Genomic DNA, 24,087 nt, shown 5'->3' on the forward strand with positions numbered 1-24,087 from the left:
CCCAGGCCGCTCAGGCCGCTGGTGGACCGGCGCCGACCCGTCGGTGCAGCTCGGCCAGCCCGTCCTCACCGTGCGGCACGTCCCACCAGCTCTCGATCCACCAGGTGGCCCCCGCGTCCTCCCAGGCCGCGGGCTCGGCCGGCTCGAGCGTCGTGAAGCTGCCCCACGAGTCAGCCTCGATGACGACGTCATAGCCATCCCACGGCAGGCCCAGGTCCGCCCGGATCCGGCGCACCGGCTCGACGACAGCACGGAACGCATCGAGCGTCTTCGGCCCCTCATCCACTGGATGGATCGCGGGGATCAGCCCCTGCCATCGGGCAGCTCGCTCGAACGATGGCTGGCGCTCCCGTCCCCGAGTCGGCGCGCCGACGACCCACACGGGCGGGTGCGGGCGTTGCGGTGTCAGCGGCGGCTTCGGGAAGTCGTAGGGCGTCGCCTGGTAGTACTCCCCGGCATACGTCAGCTCCTCACCGCTGAGCAGGCCCGCATAGATGTCGAGGCACTCGTCGAGGCGCTTGACACGCACGGCGCGCCCCTCGTCGGGCTCAAAGGCGGTCCACCCTGGATGCAGGGCCCCGAGCCCGACCGAGAGGATGGCGCGCCCGCCGCTGATCCGGTCGACCGAACCGACGTCGGAGGCGAGATCCCAAGGGCGGTGGCGCGCCGCCGGGGTCAGCAGTGTGCCCAGCCGGATCGTGTCCGTGACCGCGGCCGTGGCACCGAGCAGGACCCAGGCGTCGATGCCGTAGAGGGCCTCCCAGGTGAAGACGCCGTGCCACCCGCGGGCCTCACCGAGCCGGGCGAGCTCGACGAACTCAGCCTCTGTCGTGAACGGCACCACGAACCCGTATCTCATGCACACAGGCCTACCAGGCGGCGCCGACACCGCGTCCCGCTCTGCAAGATCTTTCATTTCTGTTTTGGTTTTTGCGGCTGATGCGGAACGATGGTGGCTTGTGACTCGATCCGCTGCTGCGACCCTGTCCGCGCCGTCGTCCCACGCGCTGTCGGCCGGCACCCATCAGGCGCTGTCCGTGCACGAGGCCGATGCGGCGGTGCACGCCGCCGACCGCCCCGACTCGGCCTGGTGGCGGCACGCCGTCATCTACCAGATCTACCCGCGGTCGTGGTCCGACGGCAACGGCGACGGCATCGGCGACCTCCCCGGCATCACGGCCCGGCTCGACTACCTGCGCGCGCTCGGGGTCGACGCGATCTGGCTCTCGCCCTTCTACACCTCGCCCCAGGCCGACGCGGGCTACGACGTCGCCGACTACCGCGACGTCGATCCGATCTTCGGCACGCTCGCGGACGCCGACGCGCTGCTCGCCCGCGCCCACGAGCTGGGCCTGCGCGTCATCGTCGACATGGTCCCCAACCACTCGTCCGATGAGCACCTGTGGTTCCGGGCCGCGCTCGCGGCGGGGCCGGGGAGTGCCGAGCGGGAGCGCTACATGTTCCGTGAGGGACGTGGCGAGCGCGGCGAGCTGCCCCCGAACAACTGGGAGTCCGTCTTCGGCGGGCCGGCCTGGACTCGCGTCACCGAGGCGGACGGGCAGCCTGGCCAGTGGTACTTGCACCTGTTCGACCCGAAGCAGCCCGACTTCAACTGGGAGCACCCGCAGGTGCGGGCCGAGTTCGAGGACATCCTGCGCTTCTGGCTGGACCGCGGCGTCGACGGCTTCCGTGTCGACGTCGCCCACGGCCTGATCAAGGAGCAGGGCCTTCCCGACACCGAGGAGGAGCGCACCACGATGCTCGGCCACGCCGAGCCCGACGCCGAGCCCGACGCCGACGTGGACGGCACGGCCGTGGAGCGCCCGCGGATCGACCACACCAAGCGAGCGCCGCAGTGGGACCAGGACGGTGTGCACGAGGTCTACCGCGCGTGGCGCCGGGTCCTCGACTCCTACGGCGCGCCCGAGCGCATCCTGTGCGCAGAGGCCTGGGTCGAGCCGCAGGAGCGCGCGGTCCGCTACGTGAGGCCGGACGAGATGCACCAGGCCTTCAACTTCGACTTCCTCACGGCTGCGTGGGTCGCCACCGACCTGCGCCGCGTCATCGCCTCCTCGCTCGAGGCCGCCGACTCGGTCGGAGCACCCTCCACCTGGGTGCTGTCGAACCACGACGTCGTGCGGCACGCGTCGCGCCTCGGCTTCGCCCCCGGCACGCCCCGAATGAACGGCATCGCCGCCACCGACCCTCAGCCTGACCAGGTCGTGGGGCTCCGCCGCGCCCGCGCCGCGACGACACTCATGCTCGCGCTCCCCGGTGGCGCCTACGTCTACCAGGGCGAGGAGCTCGGCCTGCCGGACTCGACGGACATGCCGGCGCAGTTCCGCCAGGACCCGACCTTCGCGCGCACGCACGGTGAGGAGACCGGTCGCGACGGCTGCCGCGTCCCGATCCCCTGGCGCGCCGACGCGCCGTCGCTCGGCTTCGGCCCGAGCGAGCGCACCTGGCTCCCCCAGCCTGCGGCATACAGCTCGTACGCGGTCGACCAGGAGGAGGGCGTCGCCGGCTCGACGCTGGAGCTGTACCGCTCGCTGCTCGCGACGCGCCGCGCGCTGGCGCTCGGCATCGGCTCGCTCACGTGGGTCGAGGGGTACGCCGCCGACGTCGTCGCGCTGACCAACGGCTCGTCCGAGCGTGGGCGGGTCCTCGTGGTGGCCAACCTCGGGGCAGAGCCGGTCGCGCTCCCCGCCGGCGCCGAGGTGATCCTGTCGTCCGCGCCACTGGAGGACGGGCTGGTCCCGACCGACACGACGGTGTGGGCGCACTGGTCCTGAGCCGGTAGCAGCTCGTCGTCGACCGATCTGTGCGCCGGCGACGCGCCTGGCAGTGCCTTTCATGTCGCGAGCCGCTGCGTCGGCCTGCCACGACCACGCTCTAGGGTCGTGCCATGTCGACGCGGGCGTTCCTGGCACAGACTCCGGTGGCACTGGCCCACCGCGGCGGTGCGCTCTATGGGCCGAACCTCGGGCTCGAGAACACCATGACCGCGTTCGGCAACGCCGTCGCGATGGGCTACACCCACCTCGAGACCGATGTGCACGTCACCCGTGACGGGATGCTCGTCGCCTTCCACGACAACCGCCTGGACCGGGTCAGCGACCGCAGCGGGCTGATCAGGGACCTGACCTGGGGACAGGTCCGTGAGGCGACCCTGGGCGACTTCGAGCGCGTGCCACTCCTCACGGACGTCCTCGACGCCTGGCCCGGGATCAACCTCAACGTCGACCTCAAGGCCGCCGGGACCGGTGCGCCGTTGTGGGCGCTCATCGAGGAGCGCGGGCTGTACGACAGCGTGTGCGTCGGGTCGTTCTCGCAGCGGCGCATCTCCGAGTTCCGCCGGCTGGCACGGGGTCGGGTCGCGACGTCGGCGGCTCCACCCGGGGTGGCGCTGGCGCGGTACGCGCCGCGGCTGCTGACACGCGTGCTCAGGAGTCCGGCGGACGTGTTCCAGGTGCCGGCCTCGATCCAGCTGCGGGGACGCGAGGTGACCGTGGTGACCCCACGGCTCGTCGAGACCGCGCACGAGCACGGCAAGCAGGTGCATGTGTGGACGATCGACGACGCGGCCGAGATGAACCACCTGCTCGACCTCGGTGTCGACGGGCTCGTCAGCGACCGGATCGATGTGCTGAAACAGGTGCTGCTCGACCGCGGCACCTGGACGGGCACGGCCTGAGGGCTGCGCTCATCGGACGAGCACGTGCCCCCGCGACGTCGACAGCCGGGTCCAGCGACCCTGCGCGGCGACAGCGGCCTGCTCCGCCGGCGCCAGGAAGCCGAGCACGTGCGCGCCGAAGGCGAGACCGCCTGCGACCGGCGGCGCCGAGTCGCTCATCCTGGCCCACACGCGGCGCCGGAGCGCGTCGACCGCATGGCTCCCCGCGCCCTCTGGTGATCCTGCTGCGATCTCCTCGATCCCTTGTCGCGCAATGGACTCCACCGCCGCAGACGGGAGCTTGCCGACGGGCTCCCAGCCGTCTCGAGGCGGGGTGAGCGCCGTCCACGCCACGCGCACCGTCACGGGCGGGACGCTGAGCGTGGACCCGGCGCCGGGCCGTGCGAGGCGGTCCGCGACCGATGCGAACGACACCGTCGCATCCAGCGGTGTCGCGCCGGCGACCCGAACGACGCGCATGCCGAGCACCGTCCCCTCCCCCATCAGTCCACTGCCCTCGATCACCGCCACGGTGGCGACGAGCAGGTCCCCCATGACGTGCAGACGCACGGCGCCGTCCGGGTTGGCCCGGCGGGCCCGGCCGAGGTAGGTCTCGAGGTCGGCCAGTCCCCGGGGGTCACCGAAGTCGATCTGCACGGCCGTTCTCACCGCCGACGACGCCGGAACGGCGCCGGGTCGCCCACGTGTGGCTGGAGGGAGGCTCTCTCCTCGGGCCGGATGCGCCGGGGTGAGGCCGTGGTGAAGTCGTAGAGAGCGAGCTCGGTCTCGGCCACGGCATAGATGCTGCGCGAGGTGGCCTCGCCGACGCCATGCGGGTCGGTCACGATGTACGCCACGTCGAAGCCGGCGCCTCCGATGCGGGAGACCCACATCTGGATCTCCACAGGCTCGTGGCGGAAGCCCAGCGGGGCGCGGTACTCGATCTCGTGCCGCGACACGAGCACCCCCTCGTCGAGCAGCGACCGGTCCTGGTTGAACCAGTCGCGGAACCCGATGACGCGGGCGTCCTCGAGAAGGCGCAGGAACTGCACGTTGTTGATGTGGGCGTACGCGTCCATGTCGGACCACCGGAGGGACACCTGCGCGGCGTACGGCGTGCGGTCACTCATGGCAGCCATCCTTGCAGCCCGTCCACACCCCCTTGTCGTCGCCCACGCCCGTCCACAGCTCCGGGTATGCCGTCCGGCCCAGTCGGTGGGGCCCCGTAGTTTGGGTGGCATGTCGAGCTCACCCGCCGCGCCACCGACCACCGACCTGCAGCAGCGCGCCCTCGGGGCGCTGCAGCGGCTCGTCGGCCGCGACGACGTCGAGTTCCGCGAAGGACAGCTCGAGGCGATCGGCGAGCTGGTCGAGGGCCGCCGCCGGGTGCTCGTGGTCCAGCGCACCGGCTGGGGCAAGTCCGCGGTCTACTTCGTGGCCACCGCCCTGCGCCGGGCCGACGGCGCCGGCCCCACCGTGATCGTCAGCCCGCTGCTCGCACTCATGCGCGACCAGATCGCCGCCGCCGACCGCGCCGGCATCCGGGCGGTGACGCTCAACTCGACCAACGCGGACGAGTGGGGGACGGTGTCCGAGGCCCTGTCGCGCGACGAGGTCGACGTGCTGCTCGTGAGTCCCGAGCGCCTGAACAACCCGCGCTTTCGCGACGAGCAGCTCCCCGCGCTCGCTCGGTCGTGCGGTCTGCTCGTCGTGGACGAGGCGCACTGCATCAGCGACTGGGGTCATGACTTCCGCCCCGACTACCGCCGCATCCGCGACCTCCTCGTGACCCTCCCGGAGCACACCCCCGTGCTCGCGACCACGGCCACCGCCAACGCCCGCGTCGTCACCGACGTCGTCGAACAGCTCGGGACCGGCGGGCATCAGGTCCTCACGCTCCGGGGGCCCCTGGCCCGGGAGTCGCTGCGCCTCGGCGTGCTGCCGCTCGCTGCCCCTGAGCAACGGCTCGCCTGGCTCATCGCGCACCTGGGCGAGCTGCCGGGCTCCGGGATCGTCTACACGCTGACCGTCGCGGCCGCCGAGGACGTCGCGGTCGCTCTGCGGGAGGCCGGCCACGAGGTCGCCGCATACACGGGGCGCACAGAGCCCGCCGAGCGCATCCGCCTCGAGGAGGCGCTGCGCGACAACCAGGTCAAGGCATTGGTGGCGACCTCCGCGCTCGGCATGGGCTTCGACAAGCCGGACCTCGGGTTCGTCCTGCACCTCGGTGCACCGGCATCTCCGGTCGCGTACTACCAGCAGGTGGGCCGGGCCGGGCGAGCGACCGAGCGTGCCGACGTCCTGCTCTTTCCTGGGCCGGAGGACAAGGACATCTGGCGCTACTTCGCCTCGGCCTCGATGCCCCGACAGGACCAGGCAGACGCCGTGCTGCGTGCGCTCGCCACGAGCGACCGACCGATGTCGACGGTCGCGCTCGAGACCGTCGTCGACGTCCGCCGCACCCGCCTCGAGCTGCTGCTCAAGGTGCTCGACGTCGACGGAGCGGTCCAGCGGGTGTCCGGCGGCTGGGCGGCGACGGGCGAGCCCTGGACCTACGACGCCGAGCGGTACGAGCGGGTCACCGAGGCACGTGAGCGGGAGCAGCAGCTCATGGTCGACTACGAACGCACCGACTCGTGCCGCATGGCCTTCCTCCAGGGATGTCTCGACGACGACACCGCCGCCCGGTGTGGGCGCTGCGACAGCTGCTCAGGCGCCTGGTTCGACACGACCATCCCCGAGGCCGCCGTGAACACCGCGCGGACCAGGCTCGAACGGCCCGGCGTCGTGCTCGAGCCGCGGGCCCAGTGGCCGAGCGGGATGGACCGGCTCGGGGTCCCGCTGAAGGGCAAGATCTCCCCGACGGTCGCGATGGACGAGGGCCGGGCAGTGGCCCGACTCAGCGACCTCGGATGGGGGCAGCGGCTCCGCGACCTGCTTCGAGGCGACGACCGGGCCGTGCCCCCAGAGGTGGTCCGGGCGTCCGTCGAGGTGCTCGCCGACTGGTCCTGGAGTGAGCGTCCCGCCGCCGTCGTGGCCATCCCGTCCCGGCGGCGACCCCAGCTGGTCGAGTCCCTGGCGACCTCGCTCGGCGAGCTCGGGCGGCTGCCATACCTCGGCGCACTGGACCTCGTCGACGGTGGACCGGTCGGTGACCCAGGTGGCAACAGCGCCTTCCGGCTGGCCAACGTCTGGGGCCGTCTACAGGTCGGCCCGGACCTCGCATCGCGGCTGCGCGGCATCCCCGGCCCGGTGCTGCTGGTCGACGACGTGGCCGACTCGCGGTGGACGCTCACGGTGGCCGCGGCTCTGCTGCGAGAGGTCGGGGCCTCTGCGGTGCTGCCGTTCGTCCTGGCCGCCGATGCCTGACCGCGCCGAATGGCACGGCAGGGTCGCGCCGGCGCTCGGTAGTGTCCTCTCGTGACCGACGAGCTGCCAGTCCTGTCGCCCATCGACGACCTCATCGACGTGTTGACGCTCAAGGACGTCGGGACCGCGCACATCGCCGTCACGGACGTGCGCGGTCGCGATGCCGCCGAGTCGATCGGGGCAACCTCGGCTCGGGTGTTCGAGGGGCGATCCCAGAAGATGCCCCATGGACGGGTCTTCGGTGGACAGGTGCTGGCGCAGTGCGTCATGGCCGCCGGGATCACCGTGCGCGACGTCAACGACGGCGACGGACCGCGGCCGATCCACTCCCTCCACGGGTACTTCATGCGGCCCGGCGACGACACCCTGCCCATCCGGTTCGCCGTCGAGGAGATGCGCGACGGCAACTCCTTCTCGACGCGGCGAGTCCATGCGGTCCAGAAGGGAGCGCCGATCATGTCGATGGTCTGCTCCTTCCAGGAGCGGGCCGGTGGCCTCGACCACCAGGAGCTGATGCCGGCGGTGCACGGCCCGGACGGCCTGTCCTCACTGGCGGACGACTTCCGTGGGATCGACCACCCGGGCGCGCGCCACGTCGCCGAGTCGAGGCCGTTCGAGCTGCGCCCCGTCGAGAGCAACCTCTTCCTCGACGCCGGTGCGGAGCAGGTCGCCGCCAACCACGTATGGATGCGCGCGATAGGGCACCTCCCCGACGACCCGCTGCTGCACTCCGCGGTCCTGGCCTACGCCAGTGACTACACGCTGCTCGAGCCGGTCCTTCGCCGGCACGGGCTGAGATGGACCGACCGCCGCCTTCGGGTGGCGAGCCTCGACCACTCGATGTGGTTCCATCGCGACGCCCGCGCCGACCAGTGGCTGCTCTATGCCCAGGAGTCGCCTTCGGCCCTGAGTGGGCGCGGCCTGGCCTTCGGCCACATGTTCGCCGAGGACGGCACGCTGGTTGCCACCACGGCGCAGGAGGGCATGGTCCGGCTCAAGGAGTCCTGAGATCGCCGTGGGAGCCCGAGTCCTCGTCCTGCCGAGCCCACTGCTCGGCCCTGCGGCATACGGCCCCTTCGTCGAGGCGCTCGCCCGCGCCGGCGTCAGCGCCGAGCTCGCGTCGGCGTCGATCACGACAGCCGCAGGTGCGGTGGGCCAGGGCCCCGGGACCGCGCAGGCGGACGGCGGCAGGCCGAAGCCGGAGACAGCGGCCCATCGGCTCGTCGCGGCGTGGGCAGAGCACGCCAAAAGCCTCGACGCGACCGCGCTCGTGGCGCACAGCAACGCGGGATACCTCGCTCCCCTGGTGCGGGAGCGTCTCGTCGGTGATCTTCCGCTCATCTTCATGGACGCCGCCCTGTTGCCAACCTCCAAGCCGACCGCCCTTGCACCCCAACAGTTTCGGTCGTTCCTCGAGACCATCGCCGACGAGACGGGTCTCCTCCCTCGGTGGACCCGCTGGTGGCCTCCCGACGAGCTCGCGGGACTGGCCCCGGCCGCGCTGCTCGAGGCGGTCGACCGTGACTGCCCACAGCTCCCGCTGACGTACTTCGACGCAGTGATCCGTCCCCCCACGGGGTGGGTGGCGGCGCGCAACGGGTACGTCGCGTTCGGCGACACCTACGCGGAGGAGACCACATTCGCCGAGGCAGCCGGCTGGCCGGTTGTTCGTCTGAAGGGTGAGCACCTCCATCACGCCGTTGCGGCGCACGACGTCGCGCGTGTCGTGCTCGATGAGATCACTGCCTTGTGATGACCGCTCGCTTCCGGACGCCCCAATGCGTATGGACCTGACCACGCGTCTTGGTGCTGGCGTGGCAGCGTGAGCACTCGACTGAGCTCACTGGTCGAGTGGTCACGGGGTGCGGACGATGGCAACGTCGTGGGCGGCAAGCCACAGGCCTCCGGCCACCCGATTCGGGGCCGGTCCCCACGATGCGAGCACCTCGCCGACTCCGCCCTGCACGGGGACCACCTGCGCCTCGGCGGCGAGGTTGGCGACGACCTGGACGCTGCCCCTCGTCATGACGAACCATCGGGCCGCCTCGTCGAAGCGAGTCGCGATCGTCGACAGGTCGCCGTCGGCCACATCGGGCTCCGTCCGGCGGAGCTCGATGAGCCGCCGGTAGAACTCGAGGGTGCCGCGATGCCCGGGTCCGTCGACCTCGTCCCAGCGCAGCACGCTCTCGTCGCGGGTCGAGGGGTCCTGCGGGTCGGGCACGTCCTGCTCGGCCCAGCCATGGGCCGCGAACTCGGCCCGTCGGCCGCGACGGACGGCCTCTGCGAGCCAGTCCTCGTCGAACGAGGTGAAGTAGGCGAACGGCGTACTCGCCCGCCACTCCTCGCCCATGAAGAGCATCGCGGTGTAGGGCGAGAGCAGATAGATGGCCGCGCCGATCGCCTGGAGCCCCTCGTCGACCGTGTGGTTGATCCGGTCGCCGCGCGCCCGGTTGCCCACCTGGTCGTGGGTCTGCAGGTAGGCCAGAAACCGCTGACCAAGGGTGCTCGACCGGTCGACGGCGGCACCCCAGGACTGTTTGCGGAACGTCGACATCCGCCCGTCGTGCAGGAATACCTCCGAGAGCGTCTTGGCCAGCACGGACAGCGGCCCACCCGAAGGCCACGCGGCGGTGCCGCCGGCGAAGTCGGCGTAGTAGCCCTGTGTCTCGCCGGTCAGCACGACGTGGAGCGCGTGGTGGATGTCGTCGTCCCACTGCGCAGTCATGCCCCGGCCGCCCTGGGCCGTGGGCGCGACGACGATCGGGTCGTTGAGGTCGCTCTCGGCGACGAGGTCGAGTGGGCGGCCGAGTTCCGCGGCCAGGAGAGCGGTCTCGTCCGACAGCTGCGCAAGGATGTGACGGTCGGACTCGTCGTGGAAGGCGTGCACTGCATCGAGCCGGAGTGCGTCGACGTGGAAGTCGCGGAACCACCGGAGCGCGTTGTCGACCACCCACCGTCGCACCACGGCGCTGCCCGGGCCGTCGAGGTTGACCGCGGGCCCCCAGGGTGTCGAGTAGCGGTCGGTGAAGTACGGACCGAACTCCGCCAGGTAGTTGCCCGTGGCGCCGAGATGGTTGTAGACGACGTCGAGGCAGACGGCGAGGCCGACGCGATGACAGGCGTCGACGAACCGCTGGAAGGCCGCGGGGCCTCCGTAGGGCTGGTGGACGGCATACGGCTGCACCCCGTCGTAGCCCCAGCCATGGGTGCCTCCGAAGGCGCCGACCGGCATGACCTCGACGACGTCGACTCCGAGGCGGACCAGGTGCTCGAGGTGCTCGACGGCAGCGTCGAGCGTGCCGGCGTGCGTGAAGGTGCCCACGTGCAGCTCGTAGACCACGCCGCCGAGCAGGCCCCGTCTGTCACGGGCACCGCGCCATCCGGCGTCCTGCCAGGCGTGCCCCGACGCGTCGAAGGTCCTGGTCGCGCCGTGGACCCCGTCGGGCAGCCAGGGGCTTCGCGGGTCGGGCCTCGGGTCGCCTCCGTCGAGGCGGAACGCATAGTCGAGTGCGCCGAGGGCCTCCGGCCACCAGGTCCACCACCCGTCGTCTCCGCGAGCCATAGGGGTCGTGGTCACCGGACTCGCCGGGGTCCTGGTCGCCTGGGTCTCTGACGCGGCGATGCCGGTGCCGGGGTCGGGGTCGGCCGCCGACCAGGCGATGTCGACCCGCTCTGCGGCCGGCGCCCAGACGCGGATCTGTGAGGTCATGCCCTAGGTCGTACCCGGACGAGCAACGCCACAGGCAGCCCCACCTCGCCAGCATCGGGCCCGACGACGTGCCGAAGTAGCGTCGGGCCTCCGCCGAGCGTGCGACCTGAGAGCACGTCGGACCAGGTGCCGGTCGGGAGGTCGATGGTCGCCTCGCCGAACCCACCCGCGTCAGAGAGCTGCCCGGCCAGCCGGGTGACCACGGTGACCACGTCGACGGCCTCGTCCGGGCGACCATCACTCCCGCCCCTGCCCCCAGGGCCCCGACCGAAGGCGACCGCGTGCGGCGAGCCCGTGTCCAGGGCCAGATAGGTCGCTTCAGGTCCGACGAAGCACTCGGGCCGGTCCTTGCGAGTGCGCAGGGCCGCGGCCGTGACCAGCAGCTTCTCGTCGGCCAGGTCCGCCGGTGCACCGCCGCCGTCGAGCCTCCCGAGGCGCCTTCGACGCTCGGCGTAGTCGACACGTCGACGGTTGTCGGGATCGACCAGCGAGAGGTCCACGAGCTCGCAGCCCTGGTAGACGTCGGCCACACCAGGCATCGTCAGCTGGACGAGCTTCTGGCCGAGGGTGTTGGCGCGCACCTCGGCGGTGGTCCGCTGCAGCCAGCCCTCGACATGCGCCGCGACCCCCGGGTCGCTGACGAGCTGGGTGACGTACGCCTCGACGGCCCCCTCGTAGGCGGCGTCGGGGTCGGTCCAGGTCGTGCGCGTCTTCGCCTCCCGTGTCGCCTTCTGCGCGTATGCCGCGAGCCGGTCCCGAGACACCGGCCAGCAGCCCACGACCGTCTGGAGCAGGAGGTACTCGGTCGCAGGGTCGAGCTCAGCGGGACGCACGTCGGCGAGGAGGCGGCGCGCGTCGCGAACCCACTGGGCCCAGGCCGCGGGGCGCTCAGACATGACGAACAGCCGGGCCCGGACGTCCTCGGACCGCTTCGTGTCGTGCGTCGACAGCGTCGTCAACGAGGTCGGCCAGTCGCCGAGCAGGCTCCCACTGAAACCGTGGAACACGGGCACGTCGACACCGACGTGCCCTGGGTCGCCGCCGACCTCGTTGAGGGCGACCAGTCGCACGTACCGGTAGAAGACCGTGTCCTCGACCGCCTTGGCCATCACCGGGCCGCACGTCTGCTGGAACCGCACGACGAACTCGGCCTGCGCCGCGGGGTCCGCCCCAGGGGCCTGCCCCAGCGCGAGGTCGATGACGGGATCGAGCACCGCCCGGTCGAGCTCACCGACGGTCTCTGCAGCCCGCGCAGCGGCGCTCTCGAGCTGCACCGCAGCGGCGCCCGAGGCCGGCTCGCCCGGTCGCACGTAGACGCGGTAGCGGTCCATCCCGAGCAGCAGCGCCTCGACGACGCGGCGAGACCGCGCCTGGTCGAGCCCGGGCAACGCCCGCCCGATCACGCGCATGAGGCGGTTGACCTCGGCCACGAGCACCTGCTCGATGACATACCGCTTCGCCTCGGTCACCATCCGCGACAGGTCCTGTCGCTCTCCGAGGACCTCAGCGGCGACATCCGCGAGCGGGTCCGCCGCGGCGGGGTCAACGAAGAGCCCGCCGATGCGGAGCATGGCGTCGTACCCGGTCGTGCCCGCGCTGCGCCACGAGCTGGGCAGACGCTCGTCGCCCTCCAGGATCTTCTCCACCACGACCCAGGCGTCGTCCGTGGCGTCGGCCAGCGAGTCGAGGTAACCCTCCGGGTCGGCCAGCCCGTCGGGGTGGTCGATCCGCAGCCCCGCGACGGCACCCGTGCGGACCTGCCGCAGCAGGAGCGCGTGCGTCGCCTCGAACACCGCAGGGTCCTCGACCCGCACCGCGATCAGAGACGTCACGTCGAAGAAGCGGCGATAGTTGAGGTCGCTCGCACCGGCCCGCCAGGACGCCAGGCGGTAGTGCTGCGCCGCAAGCACGTCGCCCAGCGGGCCCGCGAGGTCAGTGCCCGGAGCGACAGGGAACACGTGGTCGTAGTAGCGGACCACGGGCTCGTCGTCGACTCGCCCGATCGCGACCTCCCCCGCCCGGACGGCATCCTCGAGGGACCCGCCGAGCACCGGCAGCAGGACGCGCCCGTCCTGGGCATCCCAGTCGATGTCGAACCACGCGGCGTAGGGCGACCGACGTCCGTCGCGCAGCACGGACCACAGTGGACGGTTCTGCGTCAGCGGGGTCGGCGTGGTCATGTGGTTGGGCACGACATCGACGACGATGCCCAGTCCCGCCTGGCGGGCCACGTCGACCAGACGCGCGAAGCCCGTCTCGCCCCCTAGGGCATCCGACAGGCGCGTCGGGTCGACGACGTCGTAGCCGTGTCGCGACCCGGGCGCCGCCTGCAGGACGGGCGACAGGTAGAGGTGCGAGATCCCCAGTGCCGCAAGGTAGTCCACCTGCGCGGCCGCATCGTCGAAGGCGAATCCCGGCTCGAGCTGGAGCCGGTACGTCGAGACGGGAACCTCGCGACCCCTCACGAGATGACCTCCGCCACCACCGCCGATCCGTTCGCCGGTTTCCTCGAGCATCGGAGCACGACCATGCTGTGCGCGTCGACCGGGCGCTGCCAGCTTGGCTCCAGCGGGGTCGGGTCGACCTTCGGCTGGGCGGTGTCGACGACCGGGACCCACGCAGCGCCGTACTCGTCGTCGGGCACGGTGAACGTCAACGGCTCGTAGTGGGCGTTGAACATGATGAGGAACGAGTCGTCGAGGATCTGCTGCCCGCGCGGGTCGGGCTCTGGGATGGCCGAGCCGTTGAGGAAGACCATGAGCGACTTGGCCAGCCCGTTGGTCCACGCCTCGTCGTCCATGTGCTCGGCGTTCGGCATGAACCACACGATGTCGCCGAGCTCGCTCTCCCCGCCGTGGTCGGCGCTGCCCGCGAAGAAGCGGCGACGGCGGAACACCGGGTGCTCGCGCCGCAGCGCGACGACCGACTGGGTGAACGCCAGGAGCTTCTCGTCGTCCTCGTCGAGCACCCACTGGGTCCACGAGATGTCGTTGTCCTGGCAGTAGGCGTTGTTGTTCCCGCCCTGGGTGCGGCCGAGCTCGTCGCCGTGCAGCAGCATCGGGACGCCTTGGGACAGCATGAGGGTCGTGATGAAGTTGCGCTGCTGGCGGGCCCGCAGCTCACGGACGGCCGGGTCGGGGCTGGGGCCTTCGACGCCGCAGTTCCACGAGCGGTTGTGGCTCTCGCCGTCGTTGTTGCCCTCGCCGTTCGCCTCGTTGTGCTTCTCGTCGTAGGAGACGAGGTCGCGCAGCGTGAAACCGTCGTGGGCGGTGACGAAGTTGATCGAGGCGATCGGCTTGCGACCCGAGTGCTCGTAGAGGTCGCTCGACCCGGAGAGCCGTGAGGCGAACTCCCCCAGGGTGCCTCCCTGTCCGCGCCAGTAGTCGCGCACGGTGTCGCGGTACTGCCCGTTCCACTCGGTCCACAGGGACGGGAAGTTGCCGACCTGATAGCCGCCCTCACCAACGTCCCACGGCTCGGCGATGAGCTTCACCTGGCTGACGACGGGGTCCTGCTGGATGAGGTCGAAGAACGCGGACAGCTTGTCGACCTCGTGGAACTGCCGTGCGAGCGTGGCGGCGAGGTCGAACCGGAACCCGTCGACGTGCATCTCGGTGACCCAGTAGCGCAGCGAGTCCATGATCAGCTGGAGCACGTGCGGGTGGCGCATGAGCAGGGAGTTTCCGGTGCCGGTCGTGTCGTAGTAGTGCGACAGGTCGTCGCTGACGAGGCGGTAGTAGCTGTTGTTGTCCAGGCCGCGGAACGCGAGGGTGGGCCCCATGTGGTTCCCCTCAGCGGTGTGGTTGTAGACGACGTCGAGGATGACCTCGATCCCGTGCTCGTGCAGCGTCCGCACCATCCCCTTGAACTCGAGCACCTGTTGGCCGCGCTGTCCCCCGGCGGCATACCCGTTGTGCGGAGCGAGGAAGCCGATCGTGTTGTAGCCCCAGTAGTTCGAGAGGCCCCGCTCGACCAGCGGGGCGTCGTGCACGAACTGGTGGACTGGCATCAGCTCGATCGCGGTGACTCCGAGCTCGGTGAGATGCCGGATCATCGCCGGATGGGCGATGCCGGCGTAGGTGCCGCGGAGCCCCTCGGGGATGTCGGGGTGGAGCTTGGTCAGGCCCTTGACGTGCGCCTCGTAGATGACCGTCTGGTGGTACTCGTGCCGGGGCGGACGGTCGCTCGCCCAGTCGAAGAACGGGTTGACGACGACGGAGTGCATCGTGTGGGCGATGCTGTCGTCGGTGTTGATCTTGGTCGTCGTGGCGGCCTTGGGGTCGCCGAAGGGGTAGGAGTAGAGCGCCTGGTTGTTGTCGACCTGGCCCTCGATAGCCTTGGCGTAGGGGTCGAGCAGGAGCTTGCTGGGGTTGCAGCGGTCGCCCTCGGCGGGATCGTAGGGGCCATGCACGCGGAAGCCGTAGCGCTGCCCCGGCTGGACGTTGGGCAGATACCCGTGCCACACGAACCCGTCGATCTCGGGCAGGTCGACGCGGGTCTCGGCCAGGTCGTCACCGATGAGGCAGAGCTCGACGCGGTCGGCGACCTCCGAGAACACGGCGAAGTTCACGCCGGTGCCGTCGTAGGTCGCACCGAGCGGGTAGGGCCTGCCGGGCCAGATCTCCATGGACCCTCTTCCATTGTCGGGAGCGCCATTCTTCCGTGACCGGCTGCGTCCCGCGCAACACCAAGGGGTATGCCGCCCCGCCGGCGTCCCGCAGGCGCGCTCAGCCGCTCCGGCCGACCTTCAAGTACCCGATGAAGGCGACCTGGCGACGCGACCGGCCCTGCTCGCCCGCGAGGAGGCGGCGGCCACGCCCGGGGCGGTGACGGGGCTCGCTGGTCAGAGCGCCCCGCCCAGCGTCCGACCGCCGTCGATGGTGAGTGTCTGGCCGGTGATCCACGCGGCGTCGCTGGAGAGCAGGAAGCTCACCGCACCAGCGATGTCCTGTGGCAGACCGAGCCGCTGCATCGGGTACGTCCGCGCGACCTCGGCCTCACGGCCTTCGTACAGCGCCTCGGCGAACTTCGTCTTGACGACGGCGGGGGCGACCGCGTTGACCCGCACGGCGGGGGCGAGCTGATAGCCCAGCTCGGTGGTGAGGTGGATCAGGGCTGCCTTGGACACGCCATACCAGCCGATGACGCCGCTGGCGCCCTGGCCGGCGACCGACGCGAGATTGACCACGGCACCCGGGTGCTCCTCGTCGCCGAGGCCGGCCGCGACCGCCTTGCGGATCCACGAGAATGCCGAGACGACGTTGACGTCCAGCACCTTGCGGGCCACGTCGAGGCTCGTGTCGAGCATCGGGCCGTAGACCGGGTTGATGCCGGTGTTGTTAACGAGCAGGTGCAGGCCCCCGAAGGTCTCCCGAGCAGCCTCGATCACGACGTCCTGGTGCTCCTCGTCCGCGGCATTGCCGGCGATCCCGATGGCGTTCGCGTGGCCGCCCAGCTGGGCCACCGCCTCGGCAAGCACCTCTGGCTTGCGGGCCGTGATGACCACCTTCGCGCCGTCGGCGACCAGACGCTCGGCGATCCCGAGGCCGATGCCGCGACTCGCACCGGTGACGATCGCGACCGCGCCCTCGTGACGCCGGGCGCCGCCCTCCCCCGCCATCAGAAGCCGAGGTCCCGGCCGATGAGCTCCTTCATGATCTCGTTGGAGCCCGCCCAGATCTTCGTCACGCGAGCATCGCGCCAGGCACGCGCGACGCGGTACTCGTTCATGAAGCCGTAGCCACCGTGGATCTGGACGCACGCGTCGAGCACGTCGTTCTGCACCTGGGCGGTCCACCACTTCGCCTTGGCGGCGTCGATCGCGGTCAGCTCGCCCTTGGTGTGCGCCAGGACGCAGTCGTCGACATACGCCTCCGCGACCTCGATCTTGGTGACCAGCTCGGCGAGCAGGAACTTGTTCCACTGGAAGGCGCCGATCGACTGCCCGAACGCCTTGCGGTCCTTGGCGTACTGGATCGTCTCGAAGAGGATCGCCTTGGCATGCGCGGTGTTGGCGATGGCCGAGCCGATGCGCTCCTGCGGGAGCCGCTGCATCATGGCGATGAAGCCCATCCCCACCTCGCCCAGGCGGTTCTCGTCGGGCACGCGCACGTTGTCGAAGAACAGCTCAGCGGTGTCCGACTCCTCGAGGCCCACTTTGTCGAGCTTGCGGCCGTTGACGAAGCCCTCCATGCCACGCTCGACCATGAACAACGTGATGCCCTTGGCGCCCTTGCTCGCGTCGGTGCGGGCCGCGACGATGACCAGGTCGGCCTGGTACCCGTTGGTGATGAACGTCTTGGACCCGTTGAGGAGCCAGTCGTCTCCGTCGCGCACGGCGGTCGTCTTGAGGGCGGCGAGGTCGGAGCCGCCGGAGGGCTCGGTCATGCCGATCCCGATGATGAGGTCGCCGCTGGCGATCCCGGGCAGCCACCGCTGCTTCTGCTCGTCGGTGCCGAGGTCGACGATGTAGGGCGGGCAGACGTCGGCGTGGATGCCGAAGCACGAGCTCGTCGCCATGTTGAAGTGGGCGAACTCCTCGGCCACGATCGCGTTGAACCGGTAGTCGTCCGCGCCCGCGCCACCGAACTCCTCAGGGATGTCGAAGCCGAACAGGCCCTGCTTGCCCGCCTCGCGCCAGATGTCGCGCGGGATGGACTTCAGCTCGATCAGCTCTTCGGCCCGCGGGCGCATGACGCGGTCGATGAACTCCTTGGCCGACGAGCGCACTGCCTCGTGGTCCTCGTCGTAGATGTTGCGGGGCATCGGTCCTCCATCGCGGGTTACTCACCGGTCACTAAGCGCTTGCTTAGTGTCCCTTCCCTGCGGCATGCTGTCAACGTGCCGCAGCCCACGACGAGCCCCGACGCGCGCCCTGGTGTCAGAGGCGGCGTGAGCCCCGAGCTGGTCGCGTCGACCAGTCCCGGCGCGCCGGCCGACGCGACCACCGTCGACCGCCTCATGGTGGCGGCCGCCCATGCGTTCGCGGACAAGGGCTTCCATGCCACCACGACCCGCGACATCGCCTCCGGCGCCGGCCTCAGCCCGGCCGGGGTGTACGTCCATTTCGGCTCCAAGGAGGAGCTGCTGTTCAACCTCAGCCGCAGCGGGCACGAGTCCGCCCTGCGGCTGCTGCGCTCCGCGATCGCCGACGGTGGGACTCCGACCGAGCAGCTGCACAACCTCGTCGCCCGCTTCTCGGAGTGGCATGCCGAGGGGTACCAGCTCGCACGCGTCGTCCAGTACGAGCACCACCACCTCAGTCCCGAACATCACGCGGAGGTCTTGGCGCTGCGCAAGGAGATGGACGCCCTCGTGAGGGACGTGCTCGACCGAGGCGTGGCCGACGGTGCGTTCGTCGTCGACGACAGCGGCGACACGGCGCTGGCCCTGCTGTCGCTCGCCGTCGACGTGGCCCGCTGGTACTCCCCCACGATCCGGCGCACGCCCACTCAGATCGGCGCCACGAACGCCGCCCTGGCCCTGCGGCTCGTGAGCGCCACACCCTGACCCACCCGTCAGACGGCTCGGTCAGCGGCTCGGTCAGGGCGCGTGCAGCGGCTCGGTCAGGGCGCTGCAGCGGCTCGGTCAGGGCGCTGCAGCGGCTCGGTCAGGGCGCTGCAGCGGTCTCGCGTCAGCGGTCCGCCGACGTGATTCCCGCTGCCTGGCGCACCACGTCGCCGAGGATCTCGTAGGCCCGCGGGTCGGTCGCGTTGCCCATCCCGAGGATCGCGTAGTCCATGCCGTCCTGAGCCAGACCGCCCAGCCGGTCGACAGCTGCCGCGACGGACATCGTCGGCTCCCCCGACGGAGCCGTGGCGCCGTCGTCCGAGACGCTGATCCGGGTCAGCACCGTCTTGGTGATGTCCGCGTAGTCGCGGCCGACCTCGGCGCAGTGCCCGCGCAGGTTCTGGCAGGCGGCTCGAAGGCCGTCGGATCCCACGTCGAAGAAGTTCGAGGCGTCGGCATAGGTCGCGACCAGACGCATCGTCCGCTTCTGGCCCATGCCGCCGATGAGGATCGGCGGATGCGGCTTGCGGATCGCCGGCGGGTGGTTGAGGGGGCGTTCGAGCTGGTGGTGGCGTCCGGCATACGGCGACTCGTCGCCCGCCCACATCTGCAGGGCGATCTGGAGCGTCTCCTCCAGCCGTTCGAACCGCTCCCTCGTCGAGGGGTACGGGATGCCGAGCCCGCGGTGCTCCTGCTCGTTCCACGCGGCGCCGATCCCGAGCCACGCCCGCCCGCCTGACAGGACGTCGAGGGTCGTGACGATCTTCGTGAGGATCCCCGGATGGCGGTAGGTCACCCCGGTGACGAGCGTGCCGAGCTCGATCGTGGACGTCTGGCCCGCGGCGAATGACAGCGCGGTGTAGCCCTCGAGCATCTCGTCCTCCGGCGGACCGATCATCCCGATCTGGAAGAAGTGATCCATCACCCACAGGCTGGCGATGCCCGCGGCCTCGGCGTCACGCGCGATGCGGCCGAAGGTGGGCCCGATAGACGCCGGCGCGTCCGGCCAGCCGAAGTGAGAGATCTGGAGTCCGAGTCGCATGACTCGATCCTCCACGCGATGTCATGGGACTGTCGAGGGCTCCAGACGCCCGGACGCCGTCTCGGCGGGCGTCAGGTCAACGGTCAGGCGTGGCAGGAAGAACTGCACGAGCGGCCCGATGGTCACTGCGTAGAGGACGGTGCCGAGCCCGACGGGGCCGCCGAGGAGCCAGCCGACCGCGAGGACGACGACCTCGATCGTCGTGCGCACCAAGCGGATCGAGAGCCCGGTCCGTCGGGCGAACCCGGTCATCAGCCCATCGCGCGGGCCCGGACCGAGCTGGCTGCCGATGTAGAGGCCGCCTGCGATGCCGTTGAGGACGATGCCCACGACGAGCAGGGGCACCCGCGTCCACAGCGACTCGGGCGCCGGGATCAGCGCCAGCCCCGCATCGGCGGCCAGGCCGATGACGACGACGTTGGCGACGGTCCCGAGGCCGGGCCACTGGCGCAGCGGCACCCAGAGCAGCAGCACGAGCGCACCCACGACGATCGTGACCTGACCGAAGCTGAGCGGCACGTGGGCCGCGATACCGGCGTGCAGGACGTCCCAGGGATCGAGGCCAAGGGTCGAGCGGACCATCATCGCCATGGAGATGCCGTAGAGGGTCAGGCCGACGAGCAGCTGCGCCAGGCGGCGCGGCAGCCGGCCGGCGCGCACCTGTTGGCCTGGGGTGAGGTTCTGCAAGGCGACCTGACGTCTCATAGGGTCCAGCGTGATCGGAACTGGTCTCCTTTTTGAGAGCCAATCGTGCGACAGTGGACCCATGCGCACCATCTCGGCCCGGTCGCTGGCCCTCCTCCTCGGTGGGGAGCCGCTCGCCCGGCCCGCCTACCGGTCCCTTGCGGACGGGATCCGGCGGCTCGTCTGCGACGGCCGCGTGCTGGTCGGCACCCGCCTACCGAGCGAGCGCACGCTCATGGCCGAGCTCGGCCTCAGCCGGACGACCGTCGGTGGTGCCTTCGAGACGCTCCGCGCCGAAGGCTTCGTCGTCACGCGCCGCGGGTCCGGAAGCGTTGCCGCGCTGCCCGCCGGTCCGAGCGGCCTGGCCCTGTCGAGCGCCGGGCTGATGCCCACGGCACTGCCCGAGGACGTCGTCGACCTGACGTATGCCGCACTGCCGGCCGCGTCGGGCGTGACCGGTGCCTACGAGCGGGCCATGGCCAAGCTCCCGCGGTACCTCGCATCGGCCGGCTACGACCCCCACGGCCTGCCCGAGGCCCGACAGGCGCTGGCGGACTGGTACGAGTCCCGCGGCCTGACGACGGACCCCGACCACATCGTCATCACCTGCGGCGCCCACGCGGGACTCTCCTCGGTGCTCCGGGCCGTGCTGGACCCCGGGGACCGGGTGCTGCTCGAGTCGCCCACCTACCCGAACGCCCTTGTCGGCGTTCGCCGGTCGGGACTGCGACCGGTCGCGTACCCCATCGACCCGCTCGGCTGGGAGCCCGAGTCGCTCGAGCTCGCGCTCCGGCAGGGCGCGGCGCGGATGGCCTATCTCGTGCCCGACTTCCAGAACCCGACCGGTCGCCTCATGGGAGCCGATGAGCGCCGTGCGGTGGCCGACGTGCTCAAGCGCACCCGCACCCAGCCCATCATCGACGAGACCTTCGTCGAGCTGGGACTGGATGTCACGCCTCCGGCGCCGTTCGCCACCACCTCGGCGTCGGCCATCACCCTCGGCAGCGCGGGCAAGACGTTCTGGGGCGGGCTGCGCGTCGGTTGGGTCCGAGCACCGCGCGATCTCGTGTCACCGGTCCTGGAGGCGAGGCACAGCCTCGACCTCGGAACTGCCGTGCTCGAGCAGCTGGTCCTCGTGGAGCTCCTTCGCGCGGGCCATGCGGTTCTCGACGACCGACGAGCCGAGGCCCGCACCCGTCGGGACGCCATGGTCACCGCCCTACGCACCCATGTGCCGGACTGGGGCTTCACGGTGCCCGCCGGCGGTCTGACGCTGTGGTGCGAGCTGCCGGTCGAACGTGGCGACGCGCTGTCGCGGGCTGCCGAGTCGGTCGGCCTGCGGCTGGCGCGCGGAACCCAGTTCGGGGTGGGAGGCGGGATGGACCGGTTCGTCCGGGTGCCCTACTCCGTGCCCGCTGACGAGTGCGACGACGTGGGTCGCAGGCTCGCCGAGGCCTGGCAGCTGGCACTGGGCAGCCGCTCGACGAGCGAGCCGTTGACCCCGCTCATCGCATAGCGACCCATCAGCACGCCGACAACGCGGCGAGTACCGCCCATGGAGGTGCCCACTCGACTCGATCGGTCGAGTGGGCACTCGCACAGGGCACCCCGGTCACGCGGCAGCCCGGTCACGCGGCAGCCCGGTCGCGCAGACGCTGAGTCGCGCGGCGGCCGTTCAGTCGCGGGTCAGCTTGCGATAGGTGACACGGTGCGGGCGCGCGGCCTCAGGCCCGAGGCGCTCGACCTTGTTGGCCTCGTAGGACTCGAAGTTGCCCTCGAACCAGTACCACTTCGCAGGGTTCTCGTCGTCACCCTCGTAGGCGAGGATGTGCGTCGCAACCCGGTCGAGGAACCACCGGTCGTGAGAGATGACCACCGCACAGCCGGGGAACTCCAGCAGAGCGTTCTCCAGCGATCCGAGAGTCTCGACGTCGAGGTCGTTGGTCGGCTCGTCGAGCAGGAGCAGGTTGCCGCCCTGCTTGAGCGTGAGCGCGAGATTGAGACGGTTGCGCTCACCGCCGGACAGGACGCCCGAGAGCTTCTGCTGGTCGGGGCCCTTGAACCCGAACTGCGACACGTAGGCGCGGGACGGGATCTCGACCTGGCCGACCTTGATGTGGTCGAGGCCGTCGGAGACGAGCTCCCAGAGGTTCTTCTTCGGGTCGAGCCCCTCACGGGCCTGGTCGACGTACGAGATCTTGACCGTCTCGCCGATCCTGACCTCACCCGCGTCCGGCTGCTCCACCCCGACGATGGTCTTGAACAGCGTCGACTTGCCGACGCCGTTGGGGCCGATGACACCGACGATCCCGTTGCGCGGCAGGGAGAACGAGAGGCCGTCGATGAGGAGGCGGTCGCCGAAGCCCTTGCGGAGGTCCTTGACCTCGATGACCGTGGACCCCAGCCTCGGACCGGGCGGGATCTGGATCTCCTCGAAGTCGAGCTTGCGGGTGCGCTCGGCCTCTGCCGCCATCTCCTCGTAGCGGGCGAGTCGGGCCTTGCTCTTGGCCTGCCGGCCCTTGGCGTTGCTGCGCACCCACTCCAGCTCGGACTTGAGGCGCCTCTGGAGCTTGGCGTCCTTCTTGCCCTGGACCTGCAGCCGCTCGGACTTCTTCTCGAGGTAGGTCGAGTAGTTGCCCTCGTAGGGGTAGAGCCGACCACGGTCGACCTCGGCGATCCACTGCGCGACGTTGTCGAGGAAGTACCGGTCGTGGGTGACGGCGATGACCGCGCCCGGGTACGACTCGAGGTGCTGCTCCAGCCACTGCACCGACTCCGCGTCGAGGTGGTTGGTGGGCTCGTCGAGCAGCAGGAGATCGGGCTTCTGCAGCAGCAGCTTGCACAGCGCGACCCGGCGGCGCTCGCCACCGGAGAGGTTCGCAACCGGGGAGTCCCCGGGCGGGCAGCGGAGCGCGTCCATCGCCTGCTCGAGCTGGCTGTCGAGGTCCCAGGCGTCCGCGTGGTCGATGTCTTCCTGCAGCTTGCCCATCTCGGCCAGCAGGGAGTCGTAGTCCGCGTCCGGGTTGGCCATCTCGACGGAGATCTCGTTGTACCGGTCGAGCTTGGCCTTGATCGCGCCTGCGCCCTCCTCGACGTTGCCGAGGACCGTCTTCTCCTCGTTCAGCGGCGGCTCCTGCAGGAGGATGCCGACGGAGGCCCCCGGCGCGAGGCGTGCCTCACCGTTGGACGGCTGGTCGAGTCCGGCCATGATCTTGAGGATCGTCGACTTGCCGGCACCGTTGGGACCGACCATGCCGATCTTGGCGCCCGGGTAGAACGACATCGAGACGTCGTCGAGGATGACCTTCTCGTTGTGCGCCTTGCGGGCACGGGTCATGGTGTAGATGTACTCGGCCATGCCCTGAAGGCTATCCGTCGCCGCACCCCGCGACCGAATCGGCCCGGTCAGGCCGACGCCCTGTCGACCACCTCGTAGTCGTCGGTCTCGGGGTCGCCCAGACCGTCGGCCGGCCCGCCTGTGCCCGCGTCGGCCTCGACCACGGCGTCGTCGGGTCCGGCGAGGCCCGGACCTGGGTCGTAGTCATTGCTCACGACGCCGTTGGCGTCGACATGCGGCGGGCGCTGCTGGTTGTCGGCCGACTCCGTCATGGCCAGCATCTCGGCGCGCACCTGCGGGTCGGCCGTGCGGTCGTGGCCGAGGGCCGCGGCCTTGCTCACCCGCTCGAACCGCGAGCGCCCCCACGACAGGTCGTGGCCGACGTGGTCGGCGTCGATCTCCGGTGAGGTCCGGGTCAGCCCATCGCCGTCGACGTACTGCTTGATCGCCAGCTTGCCCTCGATGACCACCGGGTGCCCCTTCCTGACAACGGCGGCGACATTGGCGGCCAGGGCGTTGAAGGCGATCACGGAGTAGAAGCTCGTGTCGCCGTCGATGAAGCGGCCGTCAGGCAGCCGGCGGTAGGGCGTCGTGGCGACCCGGAACGTCGTGAAGACCGAGCCGTTGCGCCCCTGGCGCTCGACCGGCTCGCTGACGACGTTGCCGTGGACGGTGATTCGGGTCTCGTTCATGGGTTTAGCTCCTCCAGGGTGGTCCGCGGGCGGTGTTCCGCCAGAACCACCCTCGGGCGCCGCGGCGTCTGA

At 70.7% G+C, this 24,087-nt stretch carries 19 protein-coding genes; 7 read left to right on the forward strand and 12 right to left on the reverse strand.

Annotation, left to right across the window (positions count from 1 at the left end):
• Nucleotides 1–10: 10 nt before the first annotated feature.
• Nucleotides 11–859 (reverse strand): LLM class flavin-dependent oxidoreductase, encoded by an 849-nt coding sequence (locus ACYVLP_RS21160; RefSeq protein ID WP_460629288.1) that lies wholly within the window; start codon nucleotides 857–859, stop codon nucleotides 11–13.
• 148 nt (nucleotides 860–1,007) lie between these two features.
• Between ACYVLP_RS21160 and ACYVLP_RS21165 the strand changes: the two genes are divergently transcribed.
• Together ACYVLP_RS21165 and ACYVLP_RS21170 are read left to right on the forward strand one after the other, a co-directional pair.
• The gene (locus ACYVLP_RS21165) at nucleotides 1,008–2,792 is read left to right on the forward strand and encodes a glycoside hydrolase family 13 protein (protein ID WP_460629579.1); all 1,785 of its coding nucleotides are present in this window, start codon (nucleotides 1,008–1,010) and stop codon (nucleotides 2,790–2,792) included.
• Nucleotides 2,793–2,905: 113 nt separating this feature from the next.
• Entirely contained in the window at nucleotides 2,906–3,694 is a 789-nt protein-coding gene (locus ACYVLP_RS21170; RefSeq protein WP_460629289.1) for a glycerophosphodiester phosphodiesterase, read from the forward strand.
• Between the two features lie 9 nt (nucleotides 3,695–3,703).
• On the opposite strand, the gene ACYVLP_RS21175 is transcribed toward ACYVLP_RS21170, so the two are convergent.
• The gene (locus tag ACYVLP_RS21175) at nucleotides 3,704–4,330 is read right to left on the reverse strand and encodes a hypothetical protein (RefSeq protein WP_460629290.1); all 627 of its coding nucleotides are present in this window, start codon (nucleotides 4,328–4,330) and stop codon (nucleotides 3,704–3,706) included.
• Between the two features lie 8 nt (nucleotides 4,331–4,338).
• On the reverse strand, nucleotides 4,339–4,803 hold the full coding sequence (locus tag ACYVLP_RS21180; protein ID WP_452268954.1) for an acyl-CoA thioesterase: 465 nt from the start codon (nucleotides 4,801–4,803) through the stop codon (nucleotides 4,339–4,341).
• A gap of 109 nt (nucleotides 4,804–4,912) precedes the next feature.
• On the opposite strand from ACYVLP_RS21180, the gene ACYVLP_RS21185 reads away from it, so the two are divergent.
• From ACYVLP_RS21185 to ACYVLP_RS21195, 3 genes are read left to right on the forward strand one after another with little or no spacing between them, the layout of a single operon-like run.
• Complete coding sequence (locus tag ACYVLP_RS21185; RefSeq protein WP_460629291.1) at nucleotides 4,913–7,042, forward strand: RecQ family ATP-dependent DNA helicase; 2,130 nt, start codon at nucleotides 4,913–4,915, stop codon at nucleotides 7,040–7,042.
• Between the two features lie 51 nt (nucleotides 7,043–7,093).
• Nucleotides 7,094–8,050 carry an acyl-CoA thioesterase gene (locus tag ACYVLP_RS21190; RefSeq protein ID WP_460629292.1) on the forward strand — a complete coding sequence of 319 codons (957 nt, stop codon included), beginning with the start codon at nucleotides 7,094–7,096 and terminating at the stop codon, nucleotides 8,048–8,050.
• A 7-nt stretch (nucleotides 8,051–8,057) separates the two neighbouring features.
• Nucleotides 8,058–8,795, forward strand: coding sequence for a hypothetical protein (locus ACYVLP_RS21195; protein WP_460629293.1), 738 nt, complete (start codon nucleotides 8,058–8,060; stop codon nucleotides 8,793–8,795).
• A 102-nt stretch (nucleotides 8,796–8,897) separates the two neighbouring features.
• Here the strand turns inward: ACYVLP_RS21195 and treZ are convergent, their stop codons facing one another.
• The 5 genes from treZ to ACYVLP_RS21220 form a co-directional block, all read right to left on the reverse strand.
• Entirely contained in the window at nucleotides 8,898–10,751 is a 1,854-nt protein-coding gene (gene treZ, locus ACYVLP_RS21200) for a malto-oligosyltrehalose trehalohydrolase (protein WP_460629294.1), read from the reverse strand.
• Entirely contained in the window at nucleotides 10,748–13,216 is a 2,469-nt protein-coding gene (treY, locus tag ACYVLP_RS21205; protein ID WP_460629295.1) for a malto-oligosyltrehalose synthase, read from the reverse strand. The genes treZ and treY overlap by 4 nt, the downstream gene beginning before the upstream one ends.
• The gene (gene glgX, locus ACYVLP_RS21210; RefSeq protein ID WP_460629296.1) at nucleotides 13,213–15,378 is read right to left on the reverse strand and encodes a glycogen debranching protein GlgX; all 2,166 of its coding nucleotides are present in this window, start codon (nucleotides 15,376–15,378) and stop codon (nucleotides 13,213–13,215) included. The genes treY and glgX overlap by 4 nt, the downstream gene beginning before the upstream one ends.
• Nucleotides 15,379–15,594: 216 nt before the next feature.
• Nucleotides 15,595–16,371 (reverse strand): SDR family oxidoreductase, encoded by a 777-nt coding sequence (locus ACYVLP_RS21215; protein WP_460629297.1) that lies wholly within the window; start codon nucleotides 16,369–16,371, stop codon nucleotides 15,595–15,597.
• A complete protein-coding gene (locus ACYVLP_RS21220) occupies nucleotides 16,371–17,516 on the reverse strand; it encodes an acyl-CoA dehydrogenase family protein (protein WP_460629298.1) in 1,146 nt (381 codons plus the stop codon). Before ACYVLP_RS21220 ends, ACYVLP_RS21215 begins: the two co-directional genes overlap by 1 nt.
• A gap of 75 nt (nucleotides 17,517–17,591) precedes the next feature.
• On the opposite strand from ACYVLP_RS21220, the gene ACYVLP_RS21225 reads away from it, so the two are divergent.
• Nucleotides 17,592–18,260: a TetR/AcrR family transcriptional regulator gene (locus tag ACYVLP_RS21225; protein WP_460629299.1), complete on the forward strand. Its 669-nt coding sequence runs from the start codon at nucleotides 17,592–17,594 to the stop codon at nucleotides 18,258–18,260.
• 124 nt (nucleotides 18,261–18,384) lie between these two features.
• Here the strand turns inward: ACYVLP_RS21225 and ACYVLP_RS21230 are convergent, their stop codons facing one another.
• Nucleotides 18,385–19,302: an LLM class F420-dependent oxidoreductase gene (locus ACYVLP_RS21230; RefSeq protein WP_460629300.1), complete on the reverse strand. Its 918-nt coding sequence runs from the start codon at nucleotides 19,300–19,302 to the stop codon at nucleotides 18,385–18,387.
• A gap of 21 nt (nucleotides 19,303–19,323) precedes the next feature.
• Entirely contained in the window at nucleotides 19,324–20,007 is a 684-nt protein-coding gene (gene yczE / locus ACYVLP_RS21235; RefSeq protein ID WP_460629301.1) for a membrane protein YczE, read from the reverse strand.
• Between the two features lie 61 nt (nucleotides 20,008–20,068).
• On the opposite strand from yczE, the gene yczR reads away from it, so the two are divergent.
• Entirely contained in the window at nucleotides 20,069–21,502 is a 1,434-nt protein-coding gene (yczR, locus tag ACYVLP_RS21240) for a MocR-like transcription factor YczR (RefSeq protein WP_460629302.1), read from the forward strand.
• Nucleotides 21,503–21,661: 159 nt separating this feature from the next.
• Here the strand turns inward: yczR and ettA are convergent, their stop codons facing one another.
• Together ettA and ACYVLP_RS21250 are read right to left on the reverse strand one after the other, a co-directional pair.
• Entirely contained in the window at nucleotides 21,662–23,344 is a 1,683-nt protein-coding gene (gene ettA, locus ACYVLP_RS21245) for an energy-dependent translational throttle protein EttA (RefSeq protein WP_460629303.1), read from the reverse strand.
• Nucleotides 23,345–23,391: 47 nt separating this feature from the next.
• A complete protein-coding gene (locus ACYVLP_RS21250; protein ID WP_460629304.1) occupies nucleotides 23,392–24,015 on the reverse strand; it encodes a single-stranded DNA-binding protein in 624 nt (207 codons plus the stop codon).
• Between the last annotated feature and the right edge of the window lie 72 nt (nucleotides 24,016–24,087).

Source organism: Intrasporangium mesophilum (genome assembly GCF_054783095.1).

What these genes read in the sequence shown, in the direction of transcription:
- ACYVLP_RS21160 (WP_460629288.1), bottom strand. Translation starts at nt 859, where the DNA reads ATGAGATACGGGTTCGTGGTGCCGTTCACGACAGAGGCTGAGTTCGTC.
- ACYVLP_RS21170 (WP_460629289.1), top strand. Translation starts at nt 2,906, where the DNA reads ATGTCGACGCGGGCGTTCCTGGCACAGACTCCGGTGGCACTGGCCCAC.
- ACYVLP_RS21180 (WP_452268954.1), bottom strand. Translation starts at nt 4,803, where the DNA reads ATGAGTGACCGCACGCCGTACGCCGCGCAGGTGTCCCTCCGGTGGTCC.
- ACYVLP_RS21185 (WP_460629291.1), top strand. Translation starts at nt 4,913, where the DNA reads ATGTCGAGCTCACCCGCCGCGCCACCGACCACCGACCTGCAGCAGCGC.
- treZ (WP_460629294.1), bottom strand. Translation starts at nt 10,751, where the DNA reads ATGACCTCACAGATCCGCGTCTGGGCGCCGGCCGCAGAGCGGGTCGAC.
- glgX (WP_460629296.1), bottom strand. Translation starts at nt 15,378, where the DNA reads ATGGAGATCTGGCCCGGCAGGCCCTACCCGCTCGGTGCGACCTACGAC.
- ACYVLP_RS21215 (WP_460629297.1), bottom strand. Translation starts at nt 16,371, where the DNA reads ATGGCGGGGGAGGGCGGCGCCCGGCGTCACGAGGGCGCGGTCGCGATC.
- ACYVLP_RS21220 (WP_460629298.1), bottom strand. Translation starts at nt 17,516, where the DNA reads ATGCCCCGCAACATCTACGACGAGGACCACGAGGCAGTGCGCTCGTCG.
- ACYVLP_RS21230 (WP_460629300.1), bottom strand. Translation starts at nt 19,302, where the DNA reads ATGCGACTCGGACTCCAGATCTCTCACTTCGGCTGGCCGGACGCGCCG.
- yczE (WP_460629301.1), bottom strand. Translation starts at nt 20,007, where the DNA reads ATGAGACGTCAGGTCGCCTTGCAGAACCTCACCCCAGGCCAACAGGTG.
- yczR (WP_460629302.1), top strand. Translation starts at nt 20,069, where the DNA reads ATGCGCACCATCTCGGCCCGGTCGCTGGCCCTCCTCCTCGGTGGGGAG.
- ettA (WP_460629303.1), bottom strand. Translation starts at nt 23,344, where the DNA reads ATGGCCGAGTACATCTACACCATGACCCGTGCCCGCAAGGCGCACAAC.
- ACYVLP_RS21250 (WP_460629304.1), bottom strand. Translation starts at nt 24,015, where the DNA reads ATGAACGAGACCCGAATCACCGTCCACGGCAACGTCGTCAGCGAGCCG.